We start from the raw sequence: 14,543 nt of genomic DNA, 5'->3' as shown, positions 1-14,543 counted from the left end.
TTAAAGTCAGGTTGCTCAGAAAATAACTTCTACTTAAAACTTGACAACCAGCACTTATTCCCGCAGCGAGGGACCCTGGACTGGGCTAGTTTGACAGCCATGAAGACGACTCGTTTCTCCCGCCGCACGGCCCTGACCGCTGCCTCCCTTACCGCAGCCGGCATCGCCGCGGCCCCCGCCTTTGCCCAAGACCAGCCCACCTCCCCGTTGGATATTTATAACCAAGATTCCGGTGCCAGCCTGCCGTTCTTGCACGGCGTGGCCAGCGGCGGCCCGTTGCCGAGCTCCGTGGTGTTGTGGACCCGCGTTACCCCGGATCGTGACTCGCTGCCCGGCTCCGGCCTGGGCGAGCCCACCCGCGTCGACTGGGAGGTGTCTACCAGCCCCGAGTTCGGCGACATCGTCGCCCGCGGCACGGAGACCACCAGCCCGGATAGCGACCACACCATCCACGCGGAGCCGCACGACCTGAGCCCGGCCACCGAGTATTACTACCGCTTCCGCGTTGCCGACGGCCCGCACGCCGGGGCCGAGTCCCCGGTGGGCCGCACCAAGACCGCACCCGCCCACGGGGACAGCCCGGACCAGCTGACCTTCGCCGTGGCATCGTGCGCGAACTACAAATCCGGCTTCTTCTGCGCCTACCGCGACATGGCCAAGCGCGGCTGGTCTGGCGAGCTCGACCTCGTCGTCTTCCTCGGCGATTACATCTACGAATACGGCACGGGCGAGTACGTGGGCAAGTCCGGCATCGCCCGCCCGCACCACCCGACGTGGGAGATCACCACCCTCGAGGACTACCGCATGCGCTACGGCCGGTACCGCACTGATGCCCACCTGCAGGCCGCGCACGCCTCCGCCCCGTGGGTCGTGACCTGGGATGACCACGAGTCCGCAAACAACGCCTGGCGCGAGGGCGCGGAAAACCACACCGACGGCTTCGCCGAGGGCCAGTGGGCCAGCCGCCGCGACCAGGCCCTGCAGGCCTACTTCGAGTGGATGCCGCTGCGCAAGGCCGGCACCTCGAAGGAAGGCCACCTCTACCGCAGCTTCCAGTTCGGCGACCTCATGGAGCTGACGCTGATGGACCTGCGCAGCTACCGCGACGCGGAGACCACCTCCGCCAACTTCGCCAGCCCGGACCGCACCATGCTCGGCAGCGAGCAGTTCGCCTGGCTGACCGATGTCGTGGAGACCTCCCCGGCGCGCTGGATGGTGCTGGGCAACTCGGTCATGATGTCGCCCATGCGCTTGCTGACCATGCCGGGCAACCGCGAGGCCGAAGAAGCAATCCAGGCGATGAAGGCCTCCCGCTCCGGTATCGCGCTTAACTCCGACCAGTGGGACGGCTACACCCACGACCGCGACAAGCTGCTCGAGCTTTTAGGGAAGCGCGGCCGCCACAACTTCTTCGTCACCGGCGATATCCACTCCGAGTGGGCCAACTCCATCTACACCGGTGACAAGGAGGTCGCCTGCGAGATGGTGACCACGTCCATCTCCGCGCCGAACGTCGACGAAATCCTGACTGAGTACACGGGCATCTACCACGCGGAGGACAAATCGACCTCCGTGCTGGTGGAAAGCGCCATCAAGGACGCGAACCCCAACGTCAACCACCTCGACTACGACGCCCACGGCTACGCGGTCGCGCAGCTGCGCGCCGACGACGTAGAGATGCGCTACTACCGCGTCTCAGACGTCGAGGACCCCGAAGCCAGCGTCTCCCTGCACACCACCCGCACCTGGCGCGTGGACGGCGGCTTCGACCCCTCGGACGGCGAATAGGCAGGTCACAGGGTTTCGGGTAGGGCCGAGGCGTACAGCAACCGTTCAGGAAGCTCTCGGTTTACTGCCCCGAAAACCCCACGGCTTTGGCACCCGGGCGGCTTAGTCTCGAGTTCATGACATCGCACAGACTCCGCACGAAAGTGGCCGCCCTCCTGGCCGCCACCGCCCTGACCATCCCGCTCGCCGCCTGCTCCACAGGCACCGGCTCGGCTAACGATGCCACCGCCGCGAGCTCCAGCTCGGCAAGCACCAGCACCGCGTCCACCACCACCTCCAGTTCCTCTAGCGAGACCACCGCGGCCACCGCCCAGGCCGTCCAAGAGTTCTTGGACACGCTAAGCGACGAGCAAAAGGAAGCGGTCCAGCTCAGCATGGACGACGACTCCCGCTCAACCGCCTGGTCCAACTTCCCGGTAACCTTCGTGGAACGCAATGGGCTCAACCTCAACGACCTCAACGACGAACAGCGCGCCGCGGCGTTGAAAGTGCTCGAAACCCTGCTATCCGAAAGCGCCTATGAGCGGGTCGTCGCCATCATGGAGGGCGACCAGTACCTCCTGGACAACTCGTCTTCGACGGAAGACTCCTTGGGGCAGTACTACTTCACGCTGTACGGCACCCCGAGTGAATCCGGCGAGTGGGCGCTGCAGTTCGGCGGCCACCACCTGGGCCTAAACGCCACGTTCAGCGACGGTTCCATCACCTTCGCGCCCACCCACTTCGGCGCCCAGCCGGCTGTCTACACCAACGACGCGGGCGAAGAGGTGCAGCCGATGAGCAACATCTACGAGGCCGCCTTTGCCTTCTACGACTCACTCACCGATGAGCAGAAGGAGCAGCTCTACCAGGGCGAGGAAGTAAAGAACCTCAGCTGCGCCCCGGGCAGCACCTGCGACTACGACACGGGTACCGGGCTAAAAGGCGCGGATCTCAACGACGAGCAGAAGGAGCTCCTTCTCGAGCTCATCGCGCAATGGACCACACTCTCCGACGAGTCCACCAACGAGACCACGCTGAGTGCTATCCGGGATACCTTGGACGAGACGTATATCAACTGGTCCGGTGCCACCACCTACGACATGACCCAGGGCGAGGGCATCTACTTCCAGATTTCCGGACCGAGCGCCTACATCGAATTCGCCAACCAGCAGGGCTCTGCCGGCGCGGATGTCGACGGGGTGACCACCTCCGGCTGGGGCCATATCCACACCATCTACCGCGATCCCCAGAACGACTATGCCGGCACGACCACTCAGCAGGAGGGCTCCGGACCGGGTGCCGAAGGCGGCCCCGGTGGGGGAAAGGACCCGACGGCCTAGCCGCCGGCACCCCGCCCGGCGCGGCGCAGGCTGACAGCACCCCGCCGGACCACCGAACCCAAAATGGCGCCGAAGCCTAGAACGGGCCGTTAGGTTGCCGGGTAGACCATCGGCCGGCTGATCCTCAGCCCGACGGCGTCGCCGACCTTGGGGTGGTGCTCAAGGCCCGTGGGGTCCTGCATGGCGGGCGCCACGTTGCGCTGCGGTGAATTATCTCTCGGCAGGTTTTGGCCTTTAGCCGTTGATGATGTGCGGGTAGGCTAGGCCCTTCAGCCCCTCCGCGCCGAATTCCACCCCGTAGCCGGAGGACTTAATGCCGCCGAAGGGCACGCGGGGATCCACCCCGCCGTGGCCGTTGATCCACGTGGTTCCGGCCTCCAGCCGGGCGGCCACGCGACGCGCGCGCTCGCGGTCGCTGGACCACACCGACGAGCCCAGCCCGACATCCAGCTTGTTCGCCTGCTCGATGGCCCACTCCTCGTCCTCGTAGGCGATGATCGGCAGCACGGGGCCGAACTGCTCTTCCACCACGAGCGGGTTATCCGGGTCGATGTCCCCGACCAACGTGGTGGGGTAGAAGTAGCCCGGCGCGTCGTAGTCCGGCTCACCGCCGAGTAGCACCGTGGCGCCGCCCTTCTTCGCCTCCTTGACCAAGCGGTCGACGATCTCGAATTGCTGCTTGTTCTGCAGTGGGCCGAGGACGTTGTCATCCTCGAGACCAACGCCCATGGGGGAATTCTTCGCTACTTCGATCAGCGCCGCGACCACGTCGTCGTATTGTGCCGCCGGCACGTAGAGGCGCTTCATCGCCGCGCAGGTCTGGCCGGTGTTGATGAACGCGCCCCAGAAGAGATCCCCGGCGATAGCGTCGATGTCCGCGTCATCCAGGACGATGCCGGCGTCGTTACCGCCCAGCTCCAGCGTCAGGCGCGTCAGGTTGGCCGCGGAGGATTCCACGATCTTGCGCCCCGTGGCGGTCGAGCCGGTGAACATGATCTTGTCGATCCCCGCGTGGGTGGACATCGCCGCGCCGACTTCGCCGTCGCCGGTGACCACCTGGAGGACGCCATCGGGCAGCACATCGTTCATGATCTTCATCAACGCCAGCACGGACAGCGGCGTGTATTCGGAAGGCTTCACAACAACCACGTTGCCCATCCGCAGTGCCGGGGCGACCTGCCAGACGGTGATCATCATGGGCCAGTTCCACGGGCCGATAGCTCCCACCACGCCCAGGGGGCGGTAGTGCACGGTGGCCGTGATGTCGTCATCCACCGCGGTGTAGTCCGGGGATTCGAACGACGCCGTGGCGCGCAGCCACGCGGAACAGGCACCGACTTCAAAGCGCGCGTTCGGGCCGTTGAGCGGCTTGCCCTGCTCGCGGGATAGCAGCTCCGCGAGCGCCTCCGCGTGTTCCTCGATGACGTCGGCCGCCTTGAGCAAAAGGTCGCAGCGGGCGGCATCCCCTAGCCGGTCGAAGTCTTTCTGCGCCGCGCGGGCCTTATTCACCGCGACGTCGACGTCGTCCACGGTTCCGACGGGCGCGACGCCGACGACTTCTTCGGTCGCCGGGTTAATGATTTCGCGCCCCGTGCCCGAGTCGACGTGGGGGAGCAGGTCTGCGTAGTTGTGCACTGTGGTCACGAGAACTCCTGGGAGAGGATCGGAGGGTCAAGAACTTGGCCTCCAGTATTGCACAGGTCACACATCCATGGTTTCACGTGAAACCATGAGGTTAATTGGCGGTACCTTCCAGGCCCTGCCGGGCTTCCGCCGAGGCGCCCGGGACGCGCATCTCGAATTTCTCGCGGACTACCGTGTAGTCGAAGTAGCCCATGCGGGCGATCGGCTCGGCCTTGAGGATATCGAGCAACCCATCCTCGGTCAGGTAATCGTCATCGATGTGAATCTTTTCGACCCGCGCGAATACGACGTCGATGCTGCCCTGGTTGGAGTTCCCCATGAGCCGTTGCGTGGACAGGTAGCGGCACTCGAAGTGGACCGGGGATTCCTTGACCATAGGGATGGGGTAGTTGTCTGCGTAGACCTTGGTGACATCGAGGTGGTCCCACTCGCTCTCGTTCGCCTCGAGCGCCATCGCGGACTTGTTGACCTCTTCGCGGAGGGGATAGGTAGCCATGTTCCAGACGAACCATCCGGTGCGCTCAGCGTTAATGACCGTGTCCTTGCGACGCCCGTCGGGGTAGTGGTTCGCGGAGAACATCACCATCGGAGGGTCAAAGGTCAGGTTCTGCCACTGGCTGTAGGGCGCGATATTCTCCTGGCCGTCTTCGCTCACCGAGGAGAGCCATCCGATGGGGCGAGGCACTGTGCAGCCCTTGAATGGGGAGTGCGGCAGTCCGGAGCTTTCAGTTAACGGGTTGAACTTCATGGAAGAAACCTTCCCTGGTTTGGCGGATGGGGCTGACCGGTTAACGCAAGACTATGCGCACCCGGTGAACCCGGCAAGGACTTTTCTCCCCCGAACGCGAATGTTTCACGTGGAACATTGCATTTCGCAAGTCGCGAGGAGGATTCCGTTAGCCCCGCTGCGCCTCGCGCAGGGTTTAACGATAATTCCCTTATTGCCGCCTATCGACCCCCTAAGCACCCGTAAAATACGAATCCCAACAACGAAAATTGGAGATCCACTTTGAGCGTCGTCAATAGAATAGTTTTGCTGATAACAGCCGCCCTGGCTCTTTTGTGTACTTGCTTAGGCACGGCCGCGATAGTTTCCACCGTCGCCCCTTGGCTCACCGACGTCACCGGCACTCCGCGGGCCGGAATACCTTATTCCGTCTGCTTTACAGTCTGCGGGCTAAGTTTCGCAGTCTTTCTTGGCATTTGCACCTGGTTCTGCCTCACCCGGGGCGGGCGATCGCAGGCCGTGTTCTTGCTCCGCTCCCTAATCGCCGTGATCATCTTGTGGATGGTAGCGGCAGTAGCCTGCAGCGTCTGGTTCACCATTGAGGTCGACGACTTCGGCTACCCAGGAATCTTGGGAGTTCTGACCGCGCTGTCCATCGGTACCCTGATGGTCGCCGCCCTGCGTCGGGTCAAAGCGAGCATCGATTCGCGAGCCTAGGGGCCGGCCCGCAGCAGACTTAACCGGGGTGGATATCAACTATCCACCCCGGTTTTTGCTTACCCAAGGAGCCGGGCTGGGCCCTAGCTAGGCCTGGCTTGCGTAGGGGTCGCGGATTCCCAGGTACTGGACCTCGGTGTACTCCTCGATGCCCTCGGCGCCGCCTTCGCGGCCCAGGCCGGACTGCTTGACACCGCCGAAGGGGGCGGCGGCGTTTGAGATGACGCCGGAATTGAATCCCATCAGGCCGAATTCCAGGCCGTCGGCAAGGCGCCAGAGGCGGTCGGGATCCTCAGAGTAGACGTAGGAGGCAAGACCGTACTCGGTGTCGTTGGCCAGCTCGATGACCTCGGCCTCCGAGCGGAAGGTCATGATGGGGGCGATGGGCCCGAAGATTTCCTCGCGCATCACGCGGGCACGGCTGGAGACGTTACTCAAGACGGTGGGGCGGAAGAAGTAGCCCGGCTTCTTCACGGCGCGCTGATCCGTTTCCACGGTCGCGCCCTTGGAAACGGCGTCCTCGACGAGCTTTTCCAGGTTCTCGAGAGCCTTTTCCTCAATCACCGGACCGCAGGTCGTCTTCTCGTCCAAGCCGTTGCCGATCTTCAGCTGGTCCATCCGCTTGGCCAGCTTGCGGGTGAATTCCTCGGCAACGGATTCGTGGACGAAGAAGCGGTTGGCGGCGGTGCAGGCTTCGCCCATGTTCCGCATCTTGGCGCCCATGGCACCCTCGACGGCCTGGTCGATATCGGCGTCCTCGATGACGATGAACGGGGCGTTGCCGCCGAGCTCCATCGAGGTGCGCAGCACGTTGTGGGAGGCCGACTTGAGCAGCGAGCGGCCGACTGCGGTGGAGCCGGTGAAGGAAACCTTCCGCAGGCGGGCATCGCCAAGCAAGGGGTTGGAAACCGCGGAAGCGGACTGCCCGGAAACCACGTTGAGCACGCCCGCGGGCAGGCCGGCGTCCTCCATGGTCTTGGCGAAGTACTGCGCGGTCAGCGGGGTGAGCTTGGCCGGCTTGAGCACCATTGTGCAGCCGGCGGCCACGGCGGGCGCGACCTTGCGGGTCGCCATGGCCAGCGGGAAGTTCCACGGGGTAATCAGCAGGCAGGGCCCCACCGGCTTGCGGCGGGTAATCATGCGCAGCGTACCCTCCGGCACGGGGGAGGAGTGGCCGTAATCGCGCACGGCTTCCTCGCTAAACCAGCGCAGGTACTCCGCGCCATAGGTAACCTCGCCGCGGGACTCGGCCAGGGGCTTACCCATCTCCAGGGTCATCAAGGTGGCGAAATCTTCCGCGCGCTCGTGGACGAGCTCGAAGGCGCGGCGCAGAATGTCGGCGCGCTCCCGCGGGGACGTTGCGGCCCACTGGTCCTGGACAGAGCACGCGGAGTTCAAAGCCGAAAGGGCGTCCGCCGAGGAGCCGGAGGCCATCGTGGCGATAACTTCCTTAGTGGCGGGGTTTTCCACCTCATAGGTGGAACCGTCGCTAGAGTCGCGCCACTCCCCGCAGATCAACAGACCCTTCGGTACGCGACTGAGAAGCTCTTCCACATTAACTGCCATGTCCCACTCCTAAACTACTAATCGAGGTTCCCTTCTGATCGCCACTCTACACTTGTCTAGAGTAGTGCGGCCCCGATCACACCCTTGGCTGGCGATGAGCCACGGACATTTACCCGCATCCGTATAGTCACTGTGACGTTATTTGCTGTGGCCTGCGGGACGGGAGGGCCGCGCTCGGATCCCGGTTTCGGCGAATGGTGAGCGGGGGAGGACATCCACTAGGGTGGCAACTATGCGGAAGGCGTTACTCATTGGGCTCGGTTGGGTAAGCGTGGCCCTGGCGGCGATCGGGGTGGTGTTGCCCCTGCTGCCGACGACGCCCTTCCTCTTGTTGAGCGCGTTCTGCTTCGCCCGCAGTTCCGAGCGCTTCCACGGCTACCTCTACAACCACCGGGTCTTTGGCGCCTACCTCCGCAACTACGAGTCGGGCCAGATGAGTACCCGCCACAAGGTCCGCACGCTCAGCATCATGTGGATCGGCATCCTCGTTTCCGCCGCGTTAATCAACAAGCCCATCGTCTGGGTAGTCTTCATCATCATCGCCAGTTGCGTGACCGTGCACCTGTGGCGGCTACGGCCGGCGGAGGCCCAGGAGCCCGCCCGGGATGAATAAATCTCCCGATTCGCTCCCACCATCCGGAGTTTCTACGTTAATATAGGTTTCATGAAGCAGAACACACTCAACGCCCAGTGGTGGTGGCTCGCTTAACGTAGCGGACCACCAGCTTCTAGTCATGTCCTAGGTCCGCTTAGCGCGGGCCTAGTGGTGTTTCTGCACCTCTCTTGCTCGCGGTAAAGCTAAATTCCCACCGCTCCCACACCTTCGACCCGCAAGAGAGGTCTTCAATGACGCTAGTAACCGCCAGCCAGACGCTGGCTTTTCACGGCGACACGGCGGCCGTGTTCCAAGAACTCAGCACGCCGCACGACAGCCTGCTGCTGGAATCCGCGGATATTCAATCCAAGGACAGCCTCAACTCCCTGGCCGTCCTCACCGCCGCCGCTAAGATGGTCTGCCAGGACGATGAAGTCACCGCCACCGCCCTCACCGCGGCAGGCCAGGAGATCGTCTCGCGCCTGAAGGAGCAGTTCTCCCACCGTTTAGTAGACGAGTCCGCTGCTCAGGCCACGTTCCGCTTTAGCCGTTCCACGGCCATTGACGAGCGGGAGCGGCTGCGCGAGGAATCAACGGTCTCCGTCCTCCGGGCCCTGCAGGCGGACGCCGGCTACGGCGACGGGATGCTTCCCTTCGTCGCGGGCGGATTCGCCTTCGACTACCTCGCCGGCTTCGAAGAGCTGCCCGCCGTCGCGGACGGCGCCAACACCTACCCGGACTACGAGTTCATAGTGGCCCAGGAGTTGCTGCACGTCGACCACCAGGCGGGCGAAGCTCACCTGCACGTGTTAGGGGTTGATGAGGGCCAGGTCGACCAGCAGCTGGGCGAGCTGGTGCGCCGCGTCGATGGCGCTAGGGATAGCCTACTTCGGGAGCCATCCACGGTGGGGGGGCCCAACACCACCTTCCAGGCGCGAGCGGACCGCACCGACGAGGAGTTCCGGGGCATCGTCGAGCAGATGAAGGAGCACGTCCACGCTGGCGATATCTACCAGGTCGTGCCGGCCCGGGCCTTTAGCATCCCCTGCCCGGACGCGTTTGCCGCATACCGCGAACTGCGCGCGGCGAACCCCTCGCCCTATATGTTCTACGTGCGCGGCAGCGACTACGAGCTCATCGGCGCCTCCCCGGAGTCCAACTTGAAGTACGACCCGGAGACCCACGAGCTGCAGCTCTATCCCATCGCCGGCACTCGCCCCCGCGGGCTGAACCCGGACGGCAGCCTCAACGAGGAGCTGGACGTCCGCAATGAGCTGGACCTGCGCACGGACGCCAAGGAGCTAGCCGAGCACACCATGCTAGTTGACCTGGCCCGCAACGACCTGGCGCGCGTCTGCGTGCCGGGGACCCGGAAGGTCTCCGCCCTGATGCAGGTGGACCGCTACTCCCGTGTGATGCACCTGGTCTCCCGCGTGACGGGCCAGCTGGACGAAGGCCTCGATGCCCTGGACGCCTACCGCGCGTGCATGAACATGGGCACGCTCTCGGGCGCGCCGAAGCTCAAGGCCACGGAGCTGCTGCGCAACGCCGAGGGGACCCGGCGCGGTTCCTACGGCGGGGCAGTGGGCTACCTCCGCGGCGACGGGGTGATGGACAACTGCATTGCCATTCGCTCCGCCTTCATCCGCGGCTCCCGCGCCATCGTCCAGGCCGGCGCCGGGGTGGTGCGGGACTCCTCGCCCCAGGCCGAGGCCGATGAGACCGTCCACAAGGCCTTCGCCGTGCTGAAGGCCATCGCCACCGCCCACCACGCTGAATTGGAGGTTATCCGATGAGCGACAAGCGCCCCACCGTGGCCGTCATCGACAACCATGACTCCTTTGTCTACAACCTGACCGACGCGCTGCGCGCCTACGACGTGCACGTCTTCCGCAACACCGTGGACGTCGACGCGGTCCTTAAGACCCAACCGGACGTCATCTGCCTCTCGCCCGGGCCGGGCCACCCACGCGAGGCGGGCAACCTCATGGAATTCGTCGAGCGCGCCGCCGGCCGCATCCCGCTGCTGGGCATCTGCCTGGGCTTCCAAGCCCTGAGCGAGCACTTCGGCGGCGACGTCGAGCGCTGCGGCCCCGTCCACGGCCAGTCGGTTCCCATGCAGCTGACCGAGGAAGGTATTGCCAGCGAGCTCTTCGCTGGGCTGGGCACCGACACGGACCCGGCGGCCGTGCCGGTCGCGCGCTACCACTCCCTGGGCTGCCGAAAGCTCCCGGAACCGCTGCGGGCCCTGGCCACCACGGAGACCGCCATCGGGCCGGTCGCCATGGCCGCCGATAACGCGGAGGGCACCATCCTGGGCCTGCAGTTCCACCCCGAGTCCATCCTGAGTCCGACCGGCCCGCTCATCCTGGAGCGGTGCATCGCCCGGCTCAGCCCCGACTAGGGCGATGCTAACCCGAAGCAACCACCCCCTAAAGACTTAGAACTATCACTCAAGGAGTCCAGCACATGGCAAACAACGAATCCCGCAAGATTCTGCAGCAGTTCCTCGACAACTACGATCCGACGGTGGAGGAGGCCATGGAGGCCTTCGCCCCCTTGGCGGTCGGCGACTACGACGACATCCAGATCGCGGCACTTCTAACGCACATCCGCACCCGCGGCGAGACCTTCGCGGACGTGGCCGGCGCGGCCAAGGCCTTCCTCAAGGTCGGCTACCCGTTCCCGATCACGGGCGAGGGCCTCATGGACACCGCCGGCACGGGCGGCGACGGCGCCAACACGATCAACATCACCACCGCGGCGTCGCTGGTCGCCGCCGCCGGGGGAGTGAAGATGGTCAAGCACGGCAACCGCTCGGTCTCCTCCAAGTCGGGCTCCGCGGACGTGCTGGAGGCGCTGAATATCCCGCTCGACCTCGACGCCCCGCGCGCCGTGCGCCAGTTCGAGGCCTCCGGCTTCACCTTCCTCTTCGCCCCGGCCTACAACCCGGCCGTCGCGCACGTGCAGCCGGTGCGCAAGGCGCTGGGCGTGTCCACGCTCTTTAACACCATGGGCCCGCTGCTCTCGCCGGCCCGCCCGGAATTCCAGATCATGGGCATCGCCAACCCCGACCAGGGCCAGCTCATCGCCGAGGTCTTTAAGGAGCTCGGCCGCAGCCGCGGCCTGGTGGTCCACGGCGCCGGCACCGACGAGATCGCCACCCACGGCACCACGCTGGTCTGGGAGCTGCGCGACGGGGAGATCACCCACTACGAGATTACGCCGGAGGACATGGGCATCGGCCGCCACCAGCTGGCCGACCTGGTTGGAGGCGAGGGCAAGGACAACGCCGCCGCCATCCGCGCCGTCTTCGCGGGGCAAGGCAGCGAGGCCCACTTCGACGCCATCGCGGCCACCGCGGGCGCCATGTTCTACCTGGACGGCCACGACGAGACCATCGCCGACGGCGTGGCCCGCGCCCAGCAGCTGATTACCTCCGGCGAGGTCAACGCATGGTTGGCCAAGCACGAGGAGGCCAACTATGCCCAGTAATCCCTCTTCTGCGAATCCTTCCGGGGCGCTACCCACGGTGTTGGAAAACATCGTGGCGAACCGCCGGACGCACCTGCCGGAAATCCGCGAGCGCCTCGCCCACGTGGATACCTCCGCGCTGCCGCGCTCCGAGCGCTCGCTCTACGAGTCCCTCAAGGGCACCAACCACTTCATCATGGAGTGCAAGTCCTCCTCGCCGTCGTTGGGGCTCATCCGCTCGGATTACCACCCCGGGGACATGGCCCGCATCTACTCCCGCTACGCCGCGGGCATCTCGGTGCTGTGCGAGCCCGACCACTTCGGCGGCGACTACGACCACCTGCAGACGGTCTCTCTGTCCACGCACCTGCCGGTGCTCTGCAAGGACTTCATCGTCGATCCCATCCAGGTCTACGCCGCCCGCTACTACGGGGCGGACGCCATCCTGCTCATGATGTCGATCGTCAACGACGAGGAGTTCGCGGAGCTCAAGGCGCTCGCGGACGAGCTCGGGCTGGACATACTCACCGAGGCGATCACCCCGGAGGAGGTCCAGCGCGCGGAGAACTTCGGCGTCGACATCATCGGCATCAACAACCGGAACCTCCACGACCTGAGCATCGACCTGAGCCGCACGGAGCGGCTGGCCAGCCTGGTATCCCCGGGCAAGGTGGTGGTCTCCGAGTCCGGCATCCGCGACCACGCCACGGTCCGCCGCCTGGGCGCGCACGCGAACGCCTTCCTGGTCGGCTCCCAGCTGTCCTCGCAGCCGGACGTGGACCGCGCGGCCCGCGAGCTGGTCTACGGCACCCACAAGGTCTGCGGCCTCACCACCCCGGAGCACGCCCAGGCGGCCCGCGCCGCCGGCCCCTGCTACGGCGGCCTGATCTTCGAGGAAGCCAGCCCCCGCAATGTTTCACGTGAAACCGCGGAAAAGATCATCAACGCCGAGCCGGGCCTCCACTACGTGGCTGTCAGCCGCCGCGAGGACAACTTCGCCGAGCTCGCCCTCCCCGGCGTCCACGCCATCCAGGTGCAGGCGCCGTACCAGGGCAGCCTGGACGCCGAGCGGGCGCTCATCGCCAAGGCCCGGGAGCAGGCCGGGGGAGCGGAGGTCTGGCGCGCCGTCGCCATGACCGACCCCGAGCACGCCGCCCTCGCCGAAGACCTCGCCCGCGAGGCGGACCTTCTGGTCCTGGACTCCGGCCACGGCGGCACGGGCCAGTCCTTCCGATGGTCGGATGTGCCCGACGCGGTGAAGGAACGCAGCCTGCTCGCCGGCGGCATCGACCACACCCACCTGGCGGCCGCGCTCGCGGTCGGCACCCGCGGGCTGGACCTGAACTCCGGGCTCGAGGCCCAGCGGGGAGCCAAGGACACCGGGCTCATCGCCCGCGCCTTCCAGGTAATCCGCGCCAACACCGAAGCAACCCCCGTTAACAACTAGACCCACACCAGAACACAGAAGCAGACAAGACACAAGGAGATTCCCATGGCGGAAGTTTCACGTGAAACCAAGAAGACTATCCTCCCGGCCTATTTCGGGGAGTTCGGCGGGCAGTTCGTGCCCGAGTCCCTCATCCCGGCCCTCGACCAGCTCGAGGCCGCCTTCGTCGAGGCGATGGACGACCCGGAGTTCCACAAGGAGCTGGCCGGCTACCTCAAGGACTACCTGGGCCGCCCGACCCCGCTGACCGAGGCGACCAAGCTGGGCGGTAAGGCCCGGATCTTCCTCAAGCGCGAGGACCTCGTCCACGGCGGCGCCCACAAGACCAACCAGGTCATCGGCCAGGCGCTGCTGGCTAAGCGCATGGGCAAGACCCGTATCATCGCGGAGACCGGCGCCGGCCAGCACGGCACGGCGACGGCTCTGGCCTGCGCGCTGCTCGACCTGGAGTGCGTGGTCTACATGGGCGCCAAGGACGTCCAGCGCCAGCAGCCCAACGTCTACCGCATGGAGCTCATGGGCGCGAAGGTCGTCCCGGTCGACACCGGCTCCGGCACCCTGAAGGACGCCGTGAACGAGGCCCTGCGCGATTGGACCGCCACCTTCCACGAGTCCCACTACCTGTTGGGCACCGCGGCGGGCCCGCACCCGTTCCCGACGATCGTGCGCGAATTCCACCGCGTCATCTCCACCGAGGCGAAGGCCCAGATGCTCGAGCGCACCGGCGGCCTACCCGACCTCGTGGTGGCCTGCGTGGGCGGCGGTTCCAACGCCATCGGCATGTTCGCGGACTTCATCGACGAGGAAGGCGTGGAGCTCGTCGGCGCCGAGCCCGGCGGCGAGGGCCTGGACTCCGGCCACCACGGGGCGACGATTAATAACGGCACCGTGGGCATCCTCCACGGCGCCCGCAGCTACCTGATGCGCAACGCGGACGGCCAGGTCGAGGAATCCTATTCCATCTCCGCCGGCCTGGACTACCCGGGCGTCGGCCCGCAGCACGCCTACCTGTCCGCCACCGGCCGCGCGAAGTACGTCGGCATCACCGACGCCGAGGCCCTGCACGCCTTCCAGCTGCTGAGCCAGAAGGAGGGCATCATCCCGGCCCTCGAGTCCTCCCACGCCCTGGCTTACGCACTCAAGCGCAAGGACGAGGACATCACCATCCTCGTCTCCCTGTCCGGTCGCGGCGACAAGGACATCGACCACGTGCGCGCCACCTTGAGCGCCCACCCCGAACTGCAACTGAACCAGGAGGACTAA

At 65.6% G+C, this 14,543-nt stretch carries 12 protein-coding genes; 9 read left to right on the top strand and 3 right to left on the bottom strand.

Annotated elements, in window-relative coordinates; genetic code table 11:
* Positions 1–99 precede the first annotated feature (99 nt).
* A complete protein-coding gene (locus VVR85_RS09635) occupies positions 100–1,788 on the top strand; it encodes an alkaline phosphatase (RefSeq protein ID WP_368520680.1) in 1,689 nt (562 codons plus the stop codon).
* Between the two features lie 116 nt (positions 1,789–1,904).
* A complete protein-coding gene (locus VVR85_RS09630) occupies positions 1,905–3,110 on the top strand; it encodes a DUF3500 domain-containing protein (RefSeq protein ID WP_368520679.1) in 1,206 nt (401 codons plus the stop codon).
* Between the two features lie 234 nt (positions 3,111–3,344).
* On the opposite strand, the gene VVR85_RS09625 is transcribed toward VVR85_RS09630, so the two are convergent.
* Together VVR85_RS09625 and VVR85_RS09620 are read right to left on the bottom strand one after the other, a co-directional pair.
* The gene (locus VVR85_RS09625) at positions 3,345–4,754 is read right to left on the bottom strand and encodes an aldehyde dehydrogenase family protein (protein ID WP_368520678.1); all 1,410 of its coding nucleotides are present in this window, start codon (positions 4,752–4,754) and stop codon (positions 3,345–3,347) included.
* Positions 4,755–4,845: 91 nt separating this feature from the next.
* Positions 4,846–5,439, bottom strand: coding sequence for a flavin reductase family protein (locus tag VVR85_RS09620; RefSeq protein ID WP_368520677.1), 594 nt, complete (start codon positions 5,437–5,439; stop codon positions 4,846–4,848).
* A 603-nt stretch (positions 5,440–6,042) separates the two neighbouring features.
* Between VVR85_RS09620 and VVR85_RS09615 the strand changes: the two genes are divergently transcribed.
* Positions 6,043–6,198, top strand: a complete 156-nt coding sequence (locus VVR85_RS09615) for a hypothetical protein (protein ID WP_368520676.1) — start codon at positions 6,043–6,045, stop codon at positions 6,196–6,198.
* Between the two features lie 87 nt (positions 6,199–6,285).
* On the opposite strand, the gene VVR85_RS09610 is transcribed toward VVR85_RS09615, so the two are convergent.
* Positions 6,286–7,764 carry an NAD-dependent succinate-semialdehyde dehydrogenase gene (locus tag VVR85_RS09610; protein ID WP_368520675.1) on the bottom strand — a complete coding sequence of 493 codons (1,479 nt, stop codon included), beginning with the start codon at positions 7,762–7,764 and terminating at the stop codon, positions 6,286–6,288.
* Between the two features lie 232 nt (positions 7,765–7,996).
* On the opposite strand from VVR85_RS09610, the gene VVR85_RS09605 reads away from it, so the two are divergent.
* The 6 genes from VVR85_RS09605 to trpB all read left to right on the top strand — a co-directional run bounded on the left by VVR85_RS09605 (position 7,997) and on the right by trpB (position 14,543).
* On the top strand, positions 7,997–8,377 hold the full coding sequence (locus VVR85_RS09605) for a YbaN family protein (protein WP_368520674.1): 381 nt from the start codon (positions 7,997–7,999) through the stop codon (positions 8,375–8,377).
* Positions 8,378–8,610: 233 nt separating this feature from the next.
* Positions 8,611–10,155, top strand: a complete 1,545-nt coding sequence (locus VVR85_RS09600; RefSeq protein ID WP_368520673.1) for an anthranilate synthase component 1 — start codon at positions 8,611–8,613, stop codon at positions 10,153–10,155.
* Positions 10,152–10,763, top strand: coding sequence for a glutamine amidotransferase-related protein (locus VVR85_RS09595; protein ID WP_368520672.1), 612 nt, complete (start codon positions 10,152–10,154; stop codon positions 10,761–10,763). The genes VVR85_RS09600 and VVR85_RS09595 overlap by 4 nt, the downstream gene beginning before the upstream one ends.
* A 65-nt stretch (positions 10,764–10,828) precedes the next feature.
* Complete coding sequence (gene trpD, locus VVR85_RS09590) at positions 10,829–11,854, top strand: anthranilate phosphoribosyltransferase (RefSeq protein WP_368520671.1); 1,026 nt, start codon at positions 10,829–10,831, stop codon at positions 11,852–11,854.
* On the top strand, positions 11,844–13,280 hold the full coding sequence (trpCF, locus tag VVR85_RS09585) for a bifunctional indole-3-glycerol-phosphate synthase TrpC/phosphoribosylanthranilate isomerase TrpF (RefSeq protein ID WP_368520670.1): 1,437 nt from the start codon (positions 11,844–11,846) through the stop codon (positions 13,278–13,280). The genes trpD and trpCF overlap by 11 nt, the downstream gene beginning before the upstream one ends.
* A gap of 45 nt (positions 13,281–13,325) precedes the next feature.
* Positions 13,326–14,543: a tryptophan synthase subunit beta gene (gene trpB, locus VVR85_RS09580; RefSeq protein ID WP_368520669.1), complete on the top strand. Its 1,218-nt coding sequence runs from the start codon at positions 13,326–13,328 to the stop codon at positions 14,541–14,543.

It is taken from the genome of Corynebacterium sp. LK2590 (genome assembly GCF_040946105.1).
Classification (GTDB): Bacteria; Actinomycetota; Actinomycetes; order Mycobacteriales; family Mycobacteriaceae; genus Corynebacterium.
Note: the sequence above shows the minus strand (reverse complement) of the source record. Positions and strands in the feature narration are given on the sequence as shown.